Origin of the sequence: Xylanimonas protaetiae (assembly GCF_004135385.1) — a bacterium.
GTDB classification, from domain to species: Bacteria; Actinomycetota; Actinomycetes; order Actinomycetales; family Cellulomonadaceae; genus Xylanimonas; species Xylanimonas protaetiae.
On sequence record NZ_CP035493.1, the window covers coordinates 739750 to 760706 of the forward strand.

The 20957-nt window shown below is 74.9% G+C and carries 18 protein-coding genes and 1 pseudogene; 2 read left to right on the forward strand and 17 right to left on the reverse strand.

What is annotated here, in order from left to right:
- Positions 1–25 precede the first annotated feature (25 nt).
- Positions 26–754 (reverse strand): response regulator transcription factor, encoded by a 729-nt coding sequence (locus ET471_RS03275; RefSeq protein WP_129186581.1) that lies wholly within the window; start codon positions 752–754, stop codon positions 26–28.
- Positions 751–1986, reverse strand: a complete 1236-nt coding sequence (locus ET471_RS03280; RefSeq protein WP_242496411.1) for a sensor histidine kinase — start codon at positions 1984–1986, stop codon at positions 751–753. Before ET471_RS03280 ends, ET471_RS03275 begins: the two co-directional genes overlap by 4 nt.
- 248 nt (positions 1987–2234) lie before the next feature.
- On the opposite strand from ET471_RS03280, the pseudogene ET471_RS18910 reads away from it, so the two are divergent.
- Both ET471_RS18910 and ET471_RS18915 read left to right on the forward strand, forming a co-directional pair.
- A pseudogene (locus tag ET471_RS18910) lies at positions 2235–2633 on the forward strand (phosphate signaling complex PhoU family protein); the annotation flags it as partial.
- A 101-nt stretch (positions 2634–2734) separates the two neighbouring features.
- On the forward strand, positions 2735–2839 hold the full coding sequence (locus ET471_RS18915) for a hypothetical protein (protein WP_342586069.1): 105 nt from the start codon (positions 2735–2737) through the stop codon (positions 2837–2839).
- A 132-nt stretch (positions 2840–2971) separates the two neighbouring features.
- Here ET471_RS18915 and ET471_RS03290 read toward each other — a convergent pair whose 3' ends face one another.
- The 15 genes from ET471_RS03290 to ET471_RS03360 all read right to left on the reverse strand — a co-directional run bounded on the left by ET471_RS03290 (position 2972) and on the right by ET471_RS03360 (position 20943).
- A complete protein-coding gene (locus tag ET471_RS03290; protein WP_129186582.1) occupies positions 2972–3709 on the reverse strand; it encodes a phosphoglyceromutase in 738 nt (245 codons plus the stop codon).
- Between the two features lie 81 nt (positions 3710–3790).
- Positions 3791–5050 (reverse strand): D-inositol-3-phosphate glycosyltransferase, encoded by a 1260-nt coding sequence (gene mshA, locus ET471_RS03295; RefSeq protein ID WP_129186583.1) that lies wholly within the window; start codon positions 5048–5050, stop codon positions 3791–3793.
- Positions 5047–6156 (reverse strand): lactonase family protein, encoded by a 1110-nt coding sequence (locus ET471_RS03300; RefSeq protein ID WP_129186584.1) that lies wholly within the window; start codon positions 6154–6156, stop codon positions 5047–5049. Before ET471_RS03300 ends, mshA begins: the two co-directional genes overlap by 4 nt.
- Positions 6157–6277: 121 nt before the next feature.
- The gene (locus ET471_RS03305) at positions 6278–6613 is read right to left on the reverse strand and encodes a histone-like nucleoid-structuring protein Lsr2 (protein ID WP_129186585.1); all 336 of its coding nucleotides are present in this window, start codon (positions 6611–6613) and stop codon (positions 6278–6280) included.
- Positions 6614–6725: 112 nt separating this feature from the next.
- On the reverse strand, positions 6726–6902 hold the full coding sequence (locus tag ET471_RS17870) for a hypothetical protein (protein WP_165350389.1): 177 nt from the start codon (positions 6900–6902) through the stop codon (positions 6726–6728).
- On the reverse strand, positions 6902–8416 hold the full coding sequence (lysS, locus tag ET471_RS03310) for a lysine--tRNA ligase (RefSeq protein ID WP_129186586.1): 1515 nt from the start codon (positions 8414–8416) through the stop codon (positions 6902–6904). Before lysS ends, ET471_RS17870 begins: the two co-directional genes overlap by 1 nt.
- Positions 8417–8492: 76 nt before the next feature.
- Positions 8493–9212 (reverse strand): Rossmann-like and DUF2520 domain-containing protein, encoded by a 720-nt coding sequence (locus ET471_RS03315; protein ID WP_129186587.1) that lies wholly within the window; start codon positions 9210–9212, stop codon positions 8493–8495.
- Entirely contained in the window at positions 9209–10777 is a 1569-nt protein-coding gene (locus ET471_RS03320; protein WP_242496412.1) for a PH domain-containing protein, read from the reverse strand. The genes ET471_RS03315 and ET471_RS03320 overlap by 4 nt, the downstream gene beginning before the upstream one ends.
- 73 nt (positions 10778–10850) lie before the next feature.
- Complete coding sequence (locus ET471_RS03325) at positions 10851–11342, reverse strand: PH domain-containing protein (protein ID WP_129186589.1); 492 nt, start codon at positions 11340–11342, stop codon at positions 10851–10853.
- Positions 11343–11365: 23 nt separating this feature from the next.
- Complete coding sequence (gene folP, locus ET471_RS18355) at positions 11366–14902, reverse strand: dihydropteroate synthase (protein WP_342586070.1); 3537 nt, start codon at positions 14900–14902, stop codon at positions 11366–11368.
- 7 nt (positions 14903–14909) lie between these two features.
- Positions 14910–15518: a GTP cyclohydrolase I FolE gene (folE, locus tag ET471_RS03340; protein WP_129186591.1), complete on the reverse strand. Its 609-nt coding sequence runs from the start codon at positions 15516–15518 to the stop codon at positions 14910–14912.
- Positions 15515–17536 carry an ATP-dependent zinc metalloprotease FtsH gene (gene ftsH / locus ET471_RS03345; RefSeq protein ID WP_129186592.1) on the reverse strand — a complete coding sequence of 674 codons (2022 nt, stop codon included), beginning with the start codon at positions 17534–17536 and terminating at the stop codon, positions 15515–15517. Before ftsH ends, folE begins: the two co-directional genes overlap by 4 nt.
- Positions 17537–17720: 184 nt before the next feature.
- On the reverse strand, positions 17721–18272 hold the full coding sequence (hpt, locus tag ET471_RS03350) for a hypoxanthine phosphoribosyltransferase (protein WP_129186593.1): 552 nt from the start codon (positions 18270–18272) through the stop codon (positions 17721–17723).
- Between the two features lie 3 nt (positions 18273–18275).
- Positions 18276–19493: a tRNA lysidine(34) synthetase TilS gene (gene tilS, locus ET471_RS03355; RefSeq protein ID WP_129186594.1), complete on the reverse strand. Its 1218-nt coding sequence runs from the start codon at positions 19491–19493 to the stop codon at positions 18276–18278.
- Between the two features lie 94 nt (positions 19494–19587).
- The gene (locus tag ET471_RS03360) at positions 19588–20943 is read right to left on the reverse strand and encodes a zinc-dependent metalloprotease (protein ID WP_129186595.1); all 1356 of its coding nucleotides are present in this window, start codon (positions 20941–20943) and stop codon (positions 19588–19590) included.
- Between the last annotated feature and the right edge of the window lie 14 nt (positions 20944–20957).

Below are 20957 nucleotides of genomic sequence, written 5' to 3' on the forward strand. Positions count from 1 at the left end.
CGCCACCCCGCGCGACGGCGACGCGTCAGGCCTCGCCCTCGACGAGCTTGTACCCCAGCCCGCGCACCGTGATGAGGTGGCGCGGGTTGCCGGGGTCGGGCTCGATCTTCGCCCGCAGCCGCTTCACGTGGACGTCGAGCGTCTTGGTGTCGCCCACGTAGTCGGCGCCCCAGACGCGGTCGATGAGCTGCCCGCGCGTGAGCACCCGGCCCGCGTTGCGCAGCAGCAGCTCGAGCAGGTCGAACTCCTTGAGCGGGAGCGCCACGGGGGCGCCGTCGACCATCACCGTGTGGCGGTCGACGTCCATCCGCACCGGGCCGACGTCGAGCACCGCGTCGTCGGCGTCGTCGTCGAGCAGCGGGCGGCCCGACGACTCGACCGGGACGGGCGCCCGGCGCCGCAGGACGGCGCGCACGCGCGCGAGCAGCTCGCGGAACGAGTACGGCTTGGTGACGTAGTCGTCCGCGCCGAGCTCGAGGCCCACGACCTTGTCGATCTCGGTGTCCTTGGCCGTCAGCATGATGACCGGCACGTCGCTGACGAGCCGCAGCCGGCGGCACACCTCCGTGCCCGAGAGCCCCGGCAGCATGAGGTCGAGCAGCACGATGTCGATGCCGGCGGTGCCGTCCGCGAACCGGTCGAGCGCCTCGTTGCCGTTCGCCGCGGCGACGACGTCGAAGCCCTCGCGCTCGAGCTGGTAGGTCAGCGGGTCGCGGTAGGACTCCTCGTCCTCGACCACGAGGATGCGCGTCACGCACCCACCTCCTTGGGGGTCGCCTGCGTCGTGGCCGCAGGGGTCGGTTGCGGGGTGTGCGCCGAGCCGGCCGGCTCGGTCGGGCCCGGGTGGACCGCGGGGACGTCCGCCGCGGGGATGCGCAGCGTGAACGTGGAGCCGCGGCCCGGCTCGGACCACATCTGCACGTCTCCCCCGTGGTCGGCGGCGACGTGCTTGACGATCGACAGTCCCAGGCCGGTGCCGCCCGTGTCGCGCGAGCGCGCCGGGTCGACGCGGTAGAACCGCTCGAAGACGCGGTCCTGCTCGCCCGCGGCGATGCCGATGCCCTGGTCGACGACGGCGATCTCGACCAGCCCGTCGCGCTCGCGGACGCCGACGCCCACGCGCGTGTTGGGCGGCGAGTACGACACGGCGTTGTCGAGCAGGTTGCGCACGGCCGTGACCAGCAGGTTGTGGTCGCCGAACACCAGGGCGTCCTTGCCGCCGCCGACCGTGATGACGATGTTCTTGCCCGCGGCCGTCGTGCGCGCCCGGTCCACGGCCTCGGTGACGACGTCGGCGACGTCGACGGTGCGTACGTCCGAGAGCGCGCCCGACGCCTGGAGGCGGGAGAGCTCGATGATCTCGTGGACCAGGGCCGACAGGCGCTGCGCCTCGCGCTGCATGCGCTCCGTGAAGCGGCGCACGGCCACCGGGTCGTCGGCGGCGTCGCCCACCGTCTCGGCGAGCAGCGCGATGGCGCCGACCGGCGTCTTGAGCTCGTGCGAGACGTTGACGACGAAGTCGCGGCGGATCGCCTCGACGCGGCGCGCCTCGGTCCGGTCGTCGGCGAGCACCAGCATGCGGTCGACGCCGAGCGGGGCGACGCGCACCTGGAGCAGCACCGTGCCCGAGCCGATGGGGCCGCGCGGCAGCTCGACCTCCTGCTCGCGGATGACGCCGTCGCGGCGCACCTGGGCGACGAGGTCGCGCACGGCCGCGTGGGTCAGGGCGTCGCTGCGCACGAGGCCGAGGGCGTACGCCGGTGGCGACGCGCGCAGCACGTCGTCGTCGGCGTCGAGCACGACGGCGGCCGAGCGCAGCACCGAGAGCACGCGCACCAGGCCGTCGTCCAGCTCGGGGTCCGGGCGCGCCGGGATGCGGTGCTGCTCGCGGTCCGAGAGCTTGAAGGCGATCGCGGCGACGACCCCGACCACCAGGCCCAGGAGACCGGCGAGGAACACCGGCGCCCCGGAGATGAAACCGTCCACCTCCTTAGGGTAGGGGTGGGAATCCGACGGACCGCGCCGATCCACCGTGCTGATGACGGGGTGTCGGCTCGTGTTCACCGGGGTGGCACCTAGAGTTCACCGGAAGGGCCCGAGTGCGTGAGACGGTGGGGTCAGCGCCCGCTGTGCGTCGATGACGCATGCGATCGTTCGGGTGTCCGTGTGAAGGGAAACAGATGCGACAGATCTTCGATGCCGAGCTCAAGCAGATCGGCGACGACCTCGTCGAGATGGCCGGGCTCGTCGAGACCGCCGTCACCCGTGCCGGCCAGGCGCTCCTCGAGGCCGACCTCCAGGTGGCCCAGGAGGTCATCGCCGCCGACCACGAGATCGACGCCCTCCAGCGCACCCTCGACGAGCGCTGCGTGCACATCCTCGCGCAGCAGGCGCCCGTCGCCACCGACCTGCGCGTCGTCGTGAGCGCCCTGCGCATGAGCGCCACGCTGGAGCGCATGGGCGACCTGGCCCGTCACGTGGCCGAGGTGGCCCGCGGCCGGTACCCCGCGCACGCGATCCGCCAGGCCGCCGAGCCGACGTTCGCCGCGATGGCCGCCGCCGCCGCCGACGTGTCGCACGAGGTCGCCGTGCTGCTCAGCACGCGTGACCTCGACCTCGCGAGCGCCATCGAGCGGGACGACGACGTGCTCGACGACCTGCACGCGAAGACCTTCGCCACGATCCTCTCCCCGAGTGGGACGGCACCACGCAGGAGGCGGTCGACATCACCCTGGTGGGCCGCTACTTCGAGCGCTTCGGCGACCACGCGACGTCGATCGCGCGCCGCATCCTCTTCCTGGTGACGGGCGACGTCGACGAGCCGCCGACGCACGACTGACGCACGCAAACGGCGCCGCACCCCCGGCGGGGGTGCGGCGCCGTTCTGCATGCGGATCGGAACGTGGGTTCCGGATCGGAACGTGCCGTCCAACGCACGTTCCGATCCGGGACCCACGTTCCGATCCGGGCGTTACTTGCCCTGGTTCGCCACCGCGGCGGCACCGGCGGCAGCCGCCTCCGGGTCCAGGTACTCGCCGCCCTTGACGATCGGCTTGAGGAACTCGTCGAGCTCGTAGACCAGCGGGATGCCGGTCGGGAGGTTGACGGCGGCGATCTCGTCCGGCGTCAGGTCGTCGAGGTACTTGACGATGGCGCGCAGCGAGTTGCCGTGCGCGGCGACGAGGACGGTCTTGCCGGCCTTGAGGTCGGGGACGATCTCGCCCTCGAAGTACGGCAGGGCGCGGTCCAGCACCTGGGCGAGGGCCTCGGCGCGCGGGATCGGCTCACCGGCGTAGCGCGGGTCGGCGTCCTGCGACCACTCGGAGCCGAGCTCGATCGCGGGCGGCGGCACGTCGTACGAGCGGCGGTACTCGGCGAACTTCACGTCGCCGAACTCCTCGCGGGCCTTCTTCTTGTCCATGCCCTGGAGCGCACCGTAGTGGCGCTCGTTGAGGCGCCACGAGCGCTTCACGGGGATCCACAGCAGGTCGGCGGCGTCGAGCGCGAGGTTCGCGGTGTTCATCGCGCGACGCAGCAGCGACGTGTGGACGACGTCGGGCGTGACGCCCTTCTCCTTGAGGAGCTCGCCACCGCGGGTGGCCTCGGCGCGGCCCTTCTCCGACAGCGGGACGTCGACCCAGCCGGTGAAGAGGTTCTTGGCGTTCCACTCGCTCTCGCCGTGGCGGAGCAGCACGAGGGTGTAGGTCATGGGTCCCATCTTGCACCCTCGTGGCCTGACCACGCGCGGAGGTGGCGGCCCCTGGGACGCTCGGGCGCGCGGCGGGCGCGGTCAGTCGCGCGCGCGGGCGTCGCGGGCCTGGCGCGCCTGCGCGTAGACGTCCAGGACGGCCGTCGCGGCGGCGTCCCAGCCGAAGCGGCGACCCGCTGCGACGGCGCCCGCCGCGAGGCGTGCGCGGCGCTCGTCGTCCTTGAGCAGGGTGCCCAGCTCGTGCGCCCAGACGGCCGGGTCGTGGCCGTCCACGAGGACGCCGGAGACGTCGTCGAGCACCACGGTGCGCAGCCCGCCGACGGCGGCGGCGACCACGGGCGTGCCGCACGCCTGCGCCTCGGCCGCGACGAGGCCGAACGACTCGTTGTGCGACGGGACGGCGACGACGTCGGCGGCGCGGTACCAGTCGGCGAGCTCGCGGCGCTCGACGGGCGGGTGCACCAGGACCCGGTCGCGGACGCCGCACTGGTGGGCGAGCGCCTCGAGCTCGCGCACCGCCGTCGGGCGGCCGCTCGCACCGCCCAGGACGACGAGCCGGACCTCCTGCGGCAGGTGGGCGAGCGCCTGGACGAGCACGTCGGGGCCCTTGAGGAGCTGGACGCGACCCGCGAAGAGGATCACCGGGGCGTCGCCGGGCAGGCCGAGCCGGGCGCGCAGGCGGGCACGGGCGCCGGGCGCCGGCGTGAACGTCTCCAGGTCGACGCCGGGCGCGACGACGTGGACCCGGCCGGGGTCGGCGCCGTACTCGCGGACGAGCTCGCCCGCCTCCTCGCGCGTGCTCGCGACGAGGGCGTCGGCGGCCGCGACCACCTGCTCCTCGCCGATGACGCGGCCCTGCGGCTCGGGGGCGTCGCCCGGCGCCAGCGCCGCGTTCTTCACACGGGCCATGGTGTGCATGGTGTGGACGAGCGGCACGTCCCAGCGCTCGGCGGCGAGCCACCCGGCCTGGCCGGAGAGCCAGTAGTGGGTGTGCACGACGTCGTAGAACCCCTCGGGGCGGTGCGCCTCCGCGCGCAGCACGCCCGCGGTGAACGCGCAGAGCTGGCCGGGCAGGTCGTTCTTGTCGAGGCCCTCGAAGGGGCCCGCGGGCACGTGGAGCACGCGGATGCCGGGCTGCACGTCGACGACGGGGTGCTGCGCGGAGCTCGTGGCGCGCGTGAAGATCTCGATCTCCGCGCCGCGCCGGGCGAGCGCACGGGACAGCTCGAGGACGTAGACGTTCATGCCGCCGGCGTCGCCCGTGCCGGGCTGGTCCAGCGGGCTCGTGTGCACGCTCAGCATCGCGACGCGCGGGCCGCGGAGGGCGTCGGGGCTGGTCATGACGCCTCGAGCACGCAGGCGGGCGGGGTGGGCAGCGGCAGGGCGTCGACGACGTCGCCCTGCCCCGTCGCCGGGTCGACCAGCACGGCGGCCAGGTCTCCGGTCCCCTGCCGCGCGACGACGACCAGCAGGCGCCCGTCCGCCACCGGGCCGAGCACGGCGTGGTGGCGCGGCCAGGCGCCGTCCCCCAGGGGGACGTCGGCGAGGTGCTCGAGCCGGGGCGCCGCACCGGCGTCCCCGACGGCGCGGTGGAGGGAGAGCACGTCGGCGCCGCGCACGCCCAGCGCCAGCAGGTCGCCCGTCAGCGTGAGGTGCGACGGGTAGCTGCGGTCGGCGGTGTGCAGGAGGGTGCCCGTGCGGTACCGGTGCTCGGGGCTGCTCGCGTCGACGACGGTGGCCGGGTACGACGCCGCGGGCTCCCAGGTGCCCGGCGCCGCGGGCACGAGCACGTGCAGGCGCGCGTCGAGCTCGCCGGCGACGACGAGCGCGCCACCGGGGAGCGCGACCAGGTGCCGGGGGCCCGTGCCCGCGGGAAGGGTGGCGGCCAGCGCAGCCGGGGACCCCGCGGTGGGCTGCGGCGGGTAGCGGCGCAGCACGTCGGCGCCGAGGTCGACGACGAGCGCGTCGCCGCCGACGGCCGCGGTGAAGTGTGCGTGCGGGCCCTCCTGCCGGTCCTCCTGCGGGCCCGCGCCGCGTCCCGGGAACCGTGAGACCGCGTCGGCGGCCCACGCCCCGGTGGCCGGGTCCAGCGGGACCGCCGCGGCCACGCCGTCGCCGTAGTTCGCGATCCAGAGCATGTCCGGCAGCGCGAGCAGGTGGCACGGGAACGACCCGCCGGACGCGATGGTGGCCGGGGCGCCGAGCGCGCCGTCGTCGAGCACGGGGTACGCGCTGACGGCTCCGGGCGCGTCCTCCGCGACCGCATAGAGCGTGCGGCCCGACGGGTGCAGGGCGACGAAGGACGGGGCCGCGGCCTCGGCGGCGAGCACCGGGGCACCGAACGTGCCGTCGGCGCCGACCGGGACCCGCCAGACGCCCTCGCCCGAGCCTGCGGCGCGGTCTGGGGCAGGGTAGGTGCCGACCCAGAGGTCGCGAGGTGCCGTCATGGTGCAAGAGCGTAGAACGCCACGGTCACGCCTGGGGACCGCACCACCCCTGACGCCCGACGGCGGTGGCACCGTCCCGGGGAACGGTGCCACCGCCGTCGGGCGACCGGTGGGCGCGGTGTCAGTGCGCGGCCTCGAAGGCGGCGATGACCTCGGCCGAGATGCGGCCGCGGTCGGAGACCTTGTGGCCGTTCTCGCGGGCCCACTCGCGGATCTTGGCGAGCTGGGCGCGGTCGGCGCTGGTGCGGCGGCCGGCGGGTCGCGCGGTCGCGGCAGCACGGCTGCCGGACTTGCGCCCGTGACCGATCCACGTCGCGAAGGCCTCACGGAGCTCGGAGGCGTGCGCGGACGTGAGGTCGATCTCGTAGGTCACGCCGTCGAGAGCGAAGGTGACGGTCTCGTCGGCCTCCGTCCCGTCGATGTCATCGATGAGCACGACCTGAGTCTTCTGAACCACGAAGGACCGCCTTTCCATAAGCAGAGATTGTCCGTCGCGGCCGAGCATGACCGAAGCGCATCGCATTTGTCAACGCAACACACTTGTCGGCGTTAATCTGACGCCGAAAGCCTCAGGAAGTCTTCTCCTGCTGCTCGACATAACGTGCGGCGTCTTCCGCGTCGAGCTTCGCGAGCGCGTCACGCTCGTTGCGGTCGGCACGGACGATCTTGCGCATCGCGAACCAGAAGACGAGCCCGACACCGATGGACGGGAAGAGGCCGGCGACGATCGCCCAGAACGTGTCCATCAGGCGTGCGGCTTCACGAGCGGGAAAAGGATGGTCTCGCGAATACCGAGACCGGTCAGCGCCATGAGCAACCGGTCCAGGCCCATTCCCATGCCTCCGGTGGGCGGCATCGCGTACTCCATCGCCACGAGGAAGTCCTCGTCGAGCTTCATGGCCTCGTCGTCGCCCGCGGCGGCCAGGAGCGCCTGCGCCTCGAAGCGCTCGCGCTGGACGACCGGGTCGACGAGCTCCGAGTAGCCGGTGGCGAGCTCGAAGCCGCGCACGTACAGGTCCCACTTCTCGACCTGGCCGGGCACCTCGCGGTGCGCGCGCACCAGGGGGCTGGTCTCGACGGGGAAGTCGCGCACGAACGTCGGCGCCGTGAGGTGGTCGCCCACCCGGTGCTCCCACAGGGTCTCGACGAGCTTGCCGTGGTTGACCGCCTTGTGCTCGAGCTCGAGCTCGAGACGCGTGCCGATCTTGAGCAGGTCCTCGACCGAGGTCTCGGGCGTGATCTCCTCGCCCAGCGACTCCGAGAGCGACCCGTACATGGTCAGCTGCGCCCAGTCGCCGCCGAGGTCGTACTCCTCGCCGTCGGGCAGCGTGACCACCGTGGTCCCGAGCACGTCCTGCGCGGCCTTCTGCACGAGATTCTGCGTGAGCGCGCCGATGGTGTTGTAGTCGCCGTACGCCTCGTAGGCCTCGAGCATCGCGAACTCGGGCGAGTGCGTCGAGTCGGCGCCCTCGTTACGGAAGTTGCGGTTGATCTCGAAGACGCGCTCGACGCCGCCCACGACGGCACGCTTGAGGAAGAGCTCCGGGGCGATACGCATGAAGAGCTCGATGTCGTACGCATTCATGTGCGTCGTGAAAGGACGCGCCGACGCGCCGGACGCAATCGTCTGGAGCATCGGCGTCTCGATCTCGACGAAGTCGCGCGCGTGGAAGTTCTCGCGCAGCGACCGGACCACGTTCGCGCGCAGGCGCACCATGTCTCGCGCGGCCGGGCGCGCGATGAGGTCCACGTAGCGCTGGCGGACGCGCGACTCCTCGCTGAGGTCCTTGTGGAGGACGGGCAGCGGGCGCAGCGACTTCGCCGCCATCTGCCACGCGTCGGCGAAGACCGACAGCTCCCCGCGGCGCGACGACCCGACGCGGCCGTGCACGAACAGGTGGTCGCCCAGGTCGACGTCCGCCTTGAACGCCGCGAGCGCGTCCTCGCCCACCGCGGCGAGGCTCAGCATCGCCTGGAGGCGGTTGCCCGCGCCGTCCTGGAGCGTGACGAAGCACAGCTTGCCGGTGTTGCGCAGGAACACGACGCGGCCCGCGACGCCGGCGACGTCGTCGGTCTCCTGGCCGGCCTCGAGGTGGCCGTACCCGTCGCGGACCTGGGCGATCGTGTGCGTGACCGGGACGCCGACGGGGTAGGCCTCACCCCCCTGCGCGAGGAGCCGCTCGCGCTTCTCGCGACGGATGCGCAGCTGCTCGGGCAGGTCGTCCGTCGTCTCGGCGGGGGCGGGGTTCTCAGAAGTCACCCCAGGATTCTACGTTCCTGGCACCCGCGCCCTCCCCCGGAGAAGCACGCGACGACGGCGCCCCGTCGACGCGCGCCTACGTCGCGGGCGGGGTGTCGTCGGCGCGCAGGTCGGCGGCGTGCGCGGCGGCGGCGAGCGTCGTCGTCAGGAGCGGGTGGAGCAGGCGGCCCGGGCGGTCCACGCCCGCGGCCTCCAGGGCCTGGGCGGTGCGCGCGACGAGCGCGGCGAGCTGGTGGCGGCCGTCCTCGAGGGCCGCGTGGTAGACGGCGCGGGACTCCTCGCCGACGACGACGGGCTCGCCGCCGAGCTCGATGACGAGCGCCTGCCCGATGGGCAGCACGGGCGCCGGGGCGGTCACCGCGAACGTGGTGCCCTCGAGGCGCGCGAGGTCGAGCGACGTGCCCGTGAACGTCATGGCGGGGTGGATGGCCAGCGGGATCGCGCCCGCGCGGAACGCGGGCTCCAGCACGCCCGTGCCGTACCGGCCCGCGGTGTGGACGACGAGCTGGCCCGGCTGCCAGCCGCCCAGGCGCGCGATGCCCGCGACGAGGTCCGGCAGGGCGTCGTCGGGCACCGTGAGCAGCACCAGCTCGGCGCGCTCGACGACGTCGCCGACGTCGAGCAGCGGGACGCCGGGCAGCAGCGCCTCCGCGCGCTCGCGCGTGTCCTCGCTGATGCCGCTCGCGCCGACGACGGCGTGGCCCACGGAGCGCAGCGCGCTGCCGAGGACGGCGCCGACCTTGCCCGCGCCGACGACGCCGACGCCCAGCCGGCCGGGCCGGCGGGACTCGCTCACTCCCCCGGCTCCGGGGCGACGGGCGCGGGCCGCTCCATCCAGCGTTCCGGCCCGGCGGTCGCGCGGGCGGCGCGGGCGCGGGCGGCCTGCTCGGTGAGGAGCCGGGCGGCGTCGTCGGAGGCGAGGTGCTGCACGGTGGGCAGCACGAGGCCGGGCGTCGAGTGGACGGTGAAGGTGGCCACGCCGAGCCGGCGCTGGAGCGGGCCCTGCGCGACGGCGAGCGACTGCGTCCGCTCGTGCGGCACGACGTCGAGGCGCCGGATGAGGCGGCCGCCGCGCAGCAGCAGCGCGCGGTCGGTGACGGCGAAGGCGTCGCGGCGCCACGACAGCGGGTCGAGCCAGCGGGCGCGCCGCGGCGCGTTGGTGAAGCGGCGGTCCTCGGTGGGCGCGACGGCGGGCCGGACGATGCCGTCGGGCGGGACGATGCCCGTCATGCCCTCGTCGAGCAGGCCGAGCGGGTCGTCCGTGCCGAGGTCCGGCAGCACGAGCCACAGCGCGGTGAGCGCCTGCTCGCGCGGGCCGACGGGCAGCAGGATGGTCTGGTTCTGCTTGCCGTTCGTGTCGGGCCCGTACCCTGCGACGTTGACGCGCACGCGCCACCAGTCCGGGCCGCGCCACAGGGGGCCCTGCGTGAGGCGGACGGCCTGCACGCGGCCCGGCGGGATGGTCTGCGCGCGGGTCTCCAGGAGGCCGTGCCGCAGGCGGATGCCGTCGGGCGACAGCGCGGCGCGGAAGCCGAACTCCCCCGCGAACCGGTTGAACAGGTAGCTGCCGCCCGCGAGCACGATCGGGAGCATCGAGGCCAGGACGCTGGGCTGCCGCGTGACGACGACGGCGACGACCACGCCGACGAGGCCCAGCGTGACGAACCACAGGGCCGGCGAGCGCAGCAGCGAGCGCACGAGCAGGCCGGGGGCGACCTCGTAGAGCTTCTCCTCGGGCGCCTCCTCGACGTCGTCGACGACGGGCAGGGCCGGGACGGGTGGGCCCGCGGGCGCGGCGCCGCCCGGGACAGGCGCGGCGGCGACGCCCGGGGCGGGTGCGGCGGCGGCGCCCGGGGCGCCGGCGAGGCTCGCGGGGTCCGCCTCCGGCGCGACGGCGGGGGCCGCCGGGGCCTCGTGCGGGCGGCTCCGCACGCCCGCCGCCCGGGCCAGGAGCTCGGCGCGCAGGCGGCGGGCGTCGCTCTCCTTGAGGAAGCCGATGGCGACGGCGGAGCCGCTGCCGCCCGCGACCTCGAGCGTCAGCTCGGCCAGGCCGAAGAGGCGGGCCAGGAGCGGCTGGCGGATGTCGACGGCCTGGAGCCGGTCGAGGCGCGCGTGCCGCTGCTGGCGGAACACGACGCCGCGTCGCATGTGCACGGAGTCGTCGTCGACGGCGTACGCCGTCATGCGCCACGAGAGCGCGGAGAAGCCCAGCGCGACGACGGCCAGCGCGACGACGCCGAGCAGGAGCTTCCACCACAGGCCCGCGACGGCGGCCTGGAGCTCGGCGGCCTCGTTGATCCGCTCGATCGACTGCTGGCCCACGAACACGAGCGCGACGGCCACGATCGACCAGCTGCGCACCAGCGGGGTGACCGGGTGCAGGCGGTGCCAGACGAGGCCCTCGGCAGGCTCGCCGGCCGGGGGACGGGCCCGTTCACAGGCCCGCCAGCCGGGCCTCGCCGCGCGCCGAGAGGCGGTCGCGCAGGCGTGCGGCCTCCTCGGGCGGCAGGCCGGGGATGTTCGCGTCGGTCGCCGCGGCGGCCGTGTGCAGCTGCACGGAGGCGATGCCGAGCTTGCGGTCCAGCGGCCCCACCTTCACATCGACGTACTGCATGCGCCCGTAGGGCACGACGACGAGCTGGCGGAACAGGATGCCCTTGCGCACGAGCAGGTCGTCGTCACGCTCGGCGTACCCGATGGCCTTGACCTGCCGGGTCACCAGGACCGCGGCCCACGCGAAGAGCAGCGCGGGCGGGCCGGCGAGCAGCCAGAACCACGGCGAGACCGTGAACGCGAGGATCACGCCCGCCAGGAACGGGATACCGGCGGTGATGCCGCCGCTGACGAGGCGTGCGGTGATCAGCCGGTGGGAGACGCCGTGGAACTCGACGCCGGCGGGGTCGAACAGGGCGGCAGGGTCGCTCATGTGGCCATCCTGGCAGAGGCAGGTCAGCCCGTGAGCGCCTCCGGGCCGCGGTTGCCGTTCCCCTCGGCGTCGTCGTCGGACGGCGGCAGCTCGCAGAACCGTTCGGCGACGAGGCTGACGACCGTCAGCAGGATCGCGCAGAGCATCGCGATGCCCGCGGCGAGGGCCCGGTCCCGCTGCGCGCTGATGCCCAGGTCGCCGACGACGTCGAGCACGGAGGCGAGGTAGCGGCCCGTGAGGATCGCGCCCGTGAGCGCCCCCGCCTTGGCCAGCACGAGCGTGCGGGCCGCGCGCAGCGCGCCGAGGTCGGGCTTGTTGCCCTTCTGGTACGCGCGCACCGTCCACCCGAGCCAGAAGATCAGCGCGGACAGCGCGACGAGCGCGACGTCCTCGATCCACGCGACGGGCGGGAGCCGGGTGCCCTGTGCCTCGAGCGCGCGCAGCACCAGCAGGACGACGACAGCGACGACGACGACCGTCAGCACGAGCACGCGGATCGAGGTGCGGCGCAAGTCAGCGCTCCTGGTCGGGGTCGTAGGGGATCCAGCGCTCGGCGTCGGGGTCCGGGGCCTGCTCGCCCTCCGGGGCGCCGGCGGCGACCGGCTGCCAGTGCGGGGCGGGCGGGACCGGGGCGTGCGGTGCGGAGGCGTGCGGTGCGGACGCGTGCGGCTGCCCGGGGACGGCGGGCGCCGGCGCGAACGGCGACGGCGGGGCCTGCTCCGCGGGCGGCGCGACCGGGGGGAGGGCACGGCGGGCTGCGCGGGCTGGTACGGCGAGGCGGGGGGCGCGTCGGCGGCGTAGGACGTGGCGGCCTCGGGAACCCGCGGGAACGGGGCGACGGGCGTCGCGGGGCCGGCCGGCGGGAAGGCTGGACCGGCTGGCGGGAAGGCTGGACCGGCCGGCGGGAAGGCAGGACCGGCCGGCGGGAACGGCGGTCGGACGGCCGGGGCGGGCGGCGGCGGCTCGGCGGCCGGAGCGGCCGGCACGCCCGGTTCGGCGAGGAACGGCGGCGGCACGACGCGCGGGAACGGTTCCGCCGGGACGGGAGCCGGGAACGGCACTGCCGCACCCGGAGCCGGGACCGGGTCCCGGAACGGCAGGGCGCGGACGCAGTCGTGGGGTGTCGCGTCCGGGTCCGCGCCGTGCGGCTCGCCGGACTCCGGGCCGGCCTGCTCCTCGGCGGGCGCTGCGACCTCGGACGGCGCGCCCGGCGCGACGGGCTCGGGCGCTCCTGCCCCGGCGTCGTACCGCGGCGTGGCCTCGGGCTGCCCCTCCGCGTCGAACCGGGCGACGTCGAAGACCTCGGACGCGTCGTCGCGGCCGGCGTCGACGACCTGCGGCGCCTCGGCGGGGTCGAAGGCGAGGTCGGAGGCGGGGTCGAGCGCGGGGGCGGCTGCCGGGGCCGCCGCCGGCACCGGGTACGACCCGGTCCGTACGGACGGCTCGGACAGCCAGTCGAGGGCCATCCAGCGGATGCCCGCGCGGTCGGGAGCCGTCTCGGCGAGCACCGCGACGGGGCCGCCGCCCAGGCCGGGCAGGTCGGCGCCGGGCTGCACCTCCGCCCACGGGACGAGCACGAACGCACGCTCGTGCGCGCGCGGGTGCGGCAGCTCGAGGTCGTCGGCGCTCGCGACGAGCGAGCCGTACCGCACGATGTCGACGTCGAGCGTGCGCGGGCCCCAGCGCTCCTCGCGGACGCGGCCGTGCGCGTTCTCCACGGCCTGCGTCGCGCGCAGCAGCGCGCGCGGCGACAGCGTGGTGCGCGCGACGAGGACGGCGTTGAGGTAGTCGGGCTGGTCCTCCGGGCCGCCGACGGCGGACGTGCGCGCCAGCGGGGACACGTCGGTGACCTGGATGCCGGGCAGGCGGTCGAGGTCGGTCACCGCGGCCCGGAGCGTGGCCTGCGGGTCGCCCAGGTTGGCGCCGATGGCGAGGACGACCTCGACGGGCTCGTCCGGGTCGGCGTCGAGACGGTCGACGGGTTCGGGGGCGGGCTCGGGCTGCGCCGGCGCGGGGACAGGCGCGGGGACCGGCAGCGCGGCCGGGACCGGCGGCGTCACCGGGAGCGGCGTCGGCACCGGGAGCGGCGTCGGCACCGGGAGCGGCGTCGGCACGGGCGCCGGGAGCGGGGTGGCGCCGAGGAACGGGGCGGCGTCGCCGTCGTCGAACGACCCGGTGACGACCGGCTCGGGCGCCTCGACGACGGGCGTCTTGACGCGGTCGCGGCGGATGGCCACCTCGACGTCGGCGAACGGCACGGCGATGGGCGCCTGCGGCTTGTGGACGCGCACGTCGACGGCGACGACGGCGGGCCACGTGAGCACCGCGGCGGCGATGCGCTCGGCGACGGTCTCGACGAGGTCCGCGGGCGAGCCGGCGAGCACCGCGTGCACCTCCTCGGCCACCTCGGCATAGCTCACGGTGTCGGCCAGGTCGTCGCCCGTGGCGGCGGGCCGGGTGTCGAGGTGCAGCACGACGTCGGCGCGGAACTCCTGGCCCTCGGCACGCTCGTGCGGCAGCACGCCGTGGTGGCCCGTCGCGGTGACGCCGGTCAGGCGGATCTGGTCGAACGGTCGCCCGTCCGGGCCGAGCACCGCGCTGGCGAAGATCGTCATGGCCTTGCTACCTCTCCTCGGTTCCCGGGCCCGTCGCCGAGCCCTCGCATCCGCCTGCCGCCCATGCTGCCGCGACCCGTACGGCGTCGTGGCTGGCACGCGCCGCGTGGACGCGTACCGCCCAGGCGCCTGACGCCGCGGAGAGCGCCGAGACGGCGGCCGTCGCGTCGTCCCGGGCCAGCGGGGGACCGGCACGGCGACGTCCACGGACGCGTCCCGGTGCGCCGTGGCCAGCAGCCGCCCCAGGAACCGCTTGCGCGACGCCCCCACGAGCACCGGCCGGCCGAGCTCCATGAGCTCGCCGAGGCGGGCCAGCAGCGGCCAGTTGAGGTCGCCGGACTTGGCGAACCCGAGCCCAGGGTCGAGCACGACCTGCTCGCGCCGCACGCCGTCGGCCTCGAGGTCCGCCATCCGGGCGGCGAGCTCGTCGCGGACGTCGGCGACGACGTCCGCGTACACCTCGAGCGAGTCCATGACGTCGGCGTGCCCGCGCCAGTGCATGCAGACGTAGGCGGCGCCCGTCTCGGCGACCGCGCGGCCCATGCCCGGGTCGGCGAGCCCGCCGGAGACGTCGTTGACGATCCGCGCGCCCGCGGCGACGGCCCGCTCGGCCACGCGCGCCCGCGTGGTGTCCACGGAGACGACGGCGCCCGCGGCGGCCAGCCGCTCGATCACGGGGATGACGCGGGCGAGCTCCTGGTCCTCGGGCACGCGCGCGGACCCCGGGCGGGTGGACTCCCCGCCGACGTCGAGGATGTCGGCGCCCTCACCGAGCAGCTCCAGCCCGTGCCGGACCCCGGCGTCGGGCGAGAACCACTCGCCGCCGTCGGAGAACGAGTCGGGCGTGACGTTGACGACGCCCATGACCAGGCACCGCCCGACTCCGGAGAGCTCGGGCAGCCCCGCCACGGGGACGTCGCGGGACCACGCGCGCGAGGCCGCCACGTCCCGCCTACTTCCCGATGACGAGGCTCATCGCCTCGGCACGGGTCGCGGGGTCGCGCATCTGGCCGCGCACCGCGCTGGTGACGGTCCGCGAGCCGGGCTTGTGCACCCCGCGCATCGACATGCACAGGTGCTCGCACTCGATGACGACGATGACGCCGCGGGGGCGCAGGATCTTCACGAGCGCGTCCGCGACCTGCGTGGTGAGTCGCTCCTGTACCTGCGGGCGGCGGGCGTACACGTCGACGAGCCGCGCGAGCTTGGACAGCCCCGTGATGACACCGTCGTTGCTGGGGATGTAGCCCACGTGCGCGACGCCGTGGAAGGGCACGAGGTGGTGCTCGCACGTCGAGTACACCTCGATGTCCTTGACCAGCACCATCTCCTCGTGACCGATGTCGAAGGTGGTGGTCAGGACGTCCTCGGGCTCCTGGCGCAGCCCGGCGAAGACCTCCGCGTAGGCGCGGGCCACGCGGGCCGGCGTCTCGCGCAGGCCCTCGCGGTCCGGGTCCTCGCCCACGGCGAGGAGCAGCTCGCGGACGGCGGCCTCGGCGCGGGGGATGTCGACCGGGGGCACGTCGGCCGCCCGCCGGTTGACGCTCTCCGCGGTCGTCACTCGATGCCCTCGACGGTGCCCGGCGCCGGGAGCGGGGCGTCCGTGACGGCCTCGTCCTGCGGGATGACCGGCACGTCCGAGTGGCCGTTGGTCTCGGCCACCGTCATGACGGGGCCCCGCGTGTGCACGGTGCGCTGCTCGGAGGACAGCCAGACGTCGCGCGCGTCGCGCTTGACGACGGGGGCGAACACCTCGGCCAGCTCCTGCTGGTTGAGGGTCTCCTTCTCGAGCAGGCGCAGCACCAGGTCGTCGAGCACGTCGCGGTACTGGGTCAGCACCTCCCACGCCTCGTCGTGCGCGGACTCGATGAGCTTGCGCACCTCGTGGTCGACGGTCCCGGCGACGGCCTCGGAGTAGTCGCGCTGGTGGCCGTAGTCGCGGCCCAGGAACGGCTCCCCGTTGCCGGTGCCGAGCTTGATCGCGCCGACCTTCTCGCTCATGCCGTACTCGGTGACCATCTTGCGGGCGATGGAGGTCGCCTTCTCGATGTCGTTGCTGGCCCCCGTGGTGGGGTCGTGGAACACGATCTCCTCGGCCACGCGGCCGCCCATCGCGTAGGCGAGCTGGTCGAGCAGCTCGTTGCGCGTCGTGGAGTACTTGTCCTCCAGCGGCATGACCATCGTGTAGCCCAGCGCGCGGCCGCGCGGCAGGATCGTCACCTTGGTGACCGGGTCCGTGTAGCGCATCGCCGCCGCCACCAGGGCGTGGCCGCCCTCGTGGTACGCCGTGATCTTCTGCTCCTTGACGTTCATGACGCGCGTGCGCTTCTGCGGGCCGGCCACGACGCGGTCGATGGCCTCGTCCAGCGCGCGGTCGTCGATGAGCTGGGCGCCCGAGCGGGCCGTGAGCAGCGCGGCCTCGTTGAGCACGTTCGCCAGGTCGGCGCCGGTGAAGCCCGGCGTGCGGCGCGCGATCGCGGCGAGGTCGACGGCGGGGACCATGGGCTTGCCCTTGGCGTGCACCGACAGGATCGCCTCGCGGCCCTTGAGGTCCGGCGGGTCGACGGCGATCTGCCGGTCGAAGCGGCCCGGGCGCAGCAGCGCCGGGTCGAGGATGTCGGGGCGGTTCGTCGCGGCGATGAGGATGACGTTCGTCTTGACGTCGAAGCCGTCCATCTCGACGAGCAGCTGGTTGAGCGTCTGCTCGCGCTCGTCGTGACCGCCGCCCATGCCGGCGCCGCGGTGGCGGCCGACGGCGTCGATCTCGTCGACGAAGATGATCGCGGGGGCGTTCTGCTTGGCCTGCTCGAACAGGTCGCGCACGCGGGACGCGCCGACGCCGACGAACATCTCGACGAAGTCCGAGCCGGAGATCGAGTAGAACGGCACGCCGGCCTCGCCGGCGACGGCGCGCGCGAGGAGCGTCTTGCCGGTACCGGGCTGGCCGTACAGCAGCACGCCCTTGGGGATCTTGGCGCCGACGGCCTGGAACTTGGTGGGCTCCGCGAGGAAGTCCTTGATCTCGTGGAGCTCCTCGACGGCCTCGTCCGCGCCCGCGACGTCGGCGAACGTGACCTGCGGCATGTCCTTGCTGATGAGCTTCGCGCGCGACTTGCCGAAGCCCATGACCCGGTTCCCGCCGCCCTGCATGCGGGACATGAGGAACCAGAAGATCGCGCCGATGATCGCGAACGGGATCACCAGGCCGAGGATCGACGACCAGATGCTCTGCTGCGGCACGCGGGAGTCGAAGCCCTCCGGCGGGTCCGCCGCGGCGACGGCCTCGGCGACCGTGGTGCCCTGCGGCTCGACGTAGAAGAACTCCACGCGCGTGCCGTGGTTGCGGGTGCTGTCCCCGGTGCCGCTGACGAAGTCGTCCTTGAGCTGGAGCTCGACGCGCTGCTCACGGTCCGTGATGACGGCGGACTGCACCTTGCCCGAGCGCAGCAGCTCGAGGCCCTGGTACGTCTGGATGCGGTCGGTGCGCGGCGTCGCCACGGCACCCCATGCCAGGGCCAGGATGACCAGGCCGACGACCACCCAGATGATCGGGCCGGAGAAGATCTTCTTGATGTTCATCGGTGGCGGGGCGGGCCCCGCATCCCTTCGTTCGCGCAGGCTTTCCGACGAAACTACACGCCGGTGCTGGAAGTCCGGCGGGTGTTCGCCCAGGGCAGGACGACGACGGCGCAGCGAGCACGAGTCGCTGGCGTCCTCGTCGATCCGTTCTCAGGGCAACGCGCAGGAGCGCTCCACAGTTCCGTCAGGAGTAGACGTGCGGCGCGAGCGTCGCGACGAACGGCAGGTTGCGGTACTTCTCCGCGAAGTCGAGCCCGTAGCCGACGACGAACTCGGTGGGGATGTCGAAGCCCACGTACTTGACGTCGACCTCGACCTTCGCGGCGTCGGGCTTGCGCAGCGCCGCGGCGATCTCGACGGACTCCGGCCCGCGCGAGCGCAGGTTCGCGACGAGCCACGACAGCGTCAGGCCCGAGTCGATGATGTCCTCGACGATGAGCACGTTGCGGCCCGTGAGGTCCGTGTCGAGGTCCTTGAGGATGCGGACCACGCCCGACGACTTGGTGCCCGAGCCGTACGACGAGACGGCCATCCAGTCCATCTCCGCCTTGGTGTGCAGACGACGGGACAGGTCGGCCATCACCATGACCGCACCCTTGAGCACGCCGACCAGCAGCAGGTCCTTGCCCTCGTAGTCCTTGTCGATCTGCGCGGCCATCTCGTCGAGCTTGGCGCCGATCTGCTCCTCGGTGAGCAGGATGTTGGCGATGTCGCCGGCGACGTCCGAGTGGTCCACGGGTTACTCCTCAGGGGTCTGATCAGGGATCTCTGTGGTGGGCGCGCCAGCGGGCCCGGATAGCAGCACCAGCGTGCCATACGCGCGCCGCGCGATCGCACCGGAGGGCAGGGAGGCGTCACCCTGCCCCCGCCACGCGACCACGAGCGCGTCGAGGGCGGCCACGTGCCTGCTCGACGTCGCCCCGGCGGGCGCGCCGACGGCGATCGCGGCGGCCCGCAGCGCGCGCCGCCGCACGGCCGCGGGGGCCGCGGCGAGGACGGCGACGTCGAGCACGAGCCGCGTCGTGGCGCGCCCGGGTCGGGGGGCGTTCGGGGCTGTCACGTCGTGCGGCGGGCGCGGCGCACGGGCGGCGTCCGCGGGCAGGTCCCGCGGGCACGACGACGGACGCTCCGCGTCCGCGGGCAGCCCCGTCGGACGCGTCGCCTCCGCGAGCAGTGCCGACGCCGCGGCGTCGAGCGCGTCGGCGTCGGTGCGCAGCAGGGCCGCCGAACGCGCGAGCGCCTCGAGCGTGCCCGGCCCGAGCACGTCCTCGAGCAGGGGCAGCACCTCGTGCCGGACGCGCGTGCGCAGCGGCACGGCACCCGAGAGGTCGGCGGTGGGGTCGCCGGTCAGGTCGTTGGTGGGGTCGTCCCACCACGCGAGGCCCTGGGCCTGGCAGGCGGCCCGGGTCTGCGCGCGCCGCAGCGCCAGCAGCGGGCGCCGGTAGACGCCGCGCGCCGTCGGCATGCCGCCGAGGGACCGCGCCCCGCTCCCCCGCGCGAGCCCGAGCAGCACCTGCTCGGCCTGGTCGTCGAGGGTGTGGCCGAGCAGCACGGCCGCGGCGCCGGTCTCCGCGGCGGCGGCGTCGAGGGCGGCGTACCGGGCCGCGCGGGCCGCCGCCTCGATCCCGTCGCCGCCGTCGCGCACGACGTCGGCGCGCCGCACCAGCACCGGGTCGAGCCCGAGCGCGCGGCACTGCGCGGCGGCGGACGCGGCGACGTCGTCGGACCCGGGCTGGAGGCCGTGGTCGACGACGACGGCGCCGGCGCGGACGGCGAACCCGCGCGAGCGGACGGAGCGCCCCACGCGGCGCGACTCGTGGGCGAGCGCGGCCGCGAGCGCGAGCGAGTCGGCGCCGCCGGAGCAGGCGACGAGCACGAGGTCGCCGGGGCCGCTCCCGGCGAGCGCGCCGCGCACGGCGAGCCGCACTGCGGCCACGTCCGGGTCGATGCGCGGCATGCGCTCCCTCGCTCTCTCCTGCGTTTCGCCGTCGTACTTTCTTGCGTTCTGGCGCCCAGAACGCAAGAAAGTACGACGGCGAAAGGGGGGTGGGTCAGCCGTGGACGCGGCGGACCCAGGCGCGCGCGTCCGCGATCTCGCGCGCCGTCGGCAGCGTGTCCGGGGACGTCCAGACCGCGTTGAGGCCGTCGCGGCCCACCTGCCGCTCGACGTCGCGGACGAACGCCGCCCCGTCGCGGTACTGGGCGAGCTTGGCGTCCATGCCCAGGAGGCGGCGCAGGACGACGTCGAGGCCCGGCGCGCCCTCGCCGTCGCGCCGCTTCTCGAACCGCTGGCGGATCTGCCGCACGGTGCGCACGACGCGCGGGCCGACGGCGTCCATCATCACGTCGGCGTGGCCTTCGAGGAGGGCCATGACGGCGGTGACCTGGGCGAGGTCGTCCTTCTGCCCGGGCGTGAGCAGGCGCTCGAACGGGGCCGCGCTGCCGGGCTTGAACGCGCCCGTGACGACGTCGGCGACCGTGCGCCCGGCCGTCGCGAGCTTCTCGTGGAGGGGTGCCTTGGCCAGGCCGACGGCCGTGCGCGTCATGTCCTCGAGCAGCCCGCCGACGCGGCCTCGCAGGTGCTCGGCCAGCCAGGGCGCGGCGGCGAACTGGAGCGCGTGCGTCTGCTCGTGCAGGCAGACCCACAGACGGAAGTCGCGCGGGTTCACGCCCATGGTGCGCTCGGCGTGCAGGACGTTCGGGGCGACCAGCAGGAGGCGGCCGGGGGCGGCGGCGCCCGCCACCGCGGGGCGTCGCACGTGCGCTGAGGCGGGACCGGGCTCGCCTGCCACGGACAGTCCCGGTTCGCCGTCTGCGGACAGGTCGGGCCCGCCTGTCGCGGACGGGCCGGGCTCGCCTGCCATGGACGGGCCGGGCGCGCCCGCCGCGGACGGGCCCGCGGCCTCGGCGTCGGCGGACAGCCGTGCGTACGGGTCGAACTGGCCGAGGACGCGCGGGGCGAGCAGCGCGAGCAGCGCGCCGATCTCGAGCGCGCCGCCCAGTCGCGCGGCCTGCGACGTCGGCATGTCGGCCTCGTCGAGCGCCGCGGCGACGGGGTCCGTCATCGCGGCCATGACCTGCGTGTTGGCGAGCGCCCATGTCGCCCGGTCGACGACGTGGACCGAGCCGAGCGTCGCGGCGCCGTCGCGCGGGCCGCCCGCGACGCGGCGGACTCCCCCCGCGGGTGTCATGCGGGTGGTGGCCAGCACGTGGTCGACGGCGTCGGACGCGGCGTCGCGCAGGCCGCCCACGAGCTCGGCGAGCTCGGCGCGGGTGGCGCGCGGACCGGGCGGGGCCACGCGGGCGGCGAGCTCGGCGGCCGCGGACCAGTCCACGACTCCCGGGGCGCCCGCGGGGCGGGGCGCGGAGGCGCCCGGGGTGGGGGCGGGCCGCGGGTCGGTGGTCACCGGCCCACCGTAGC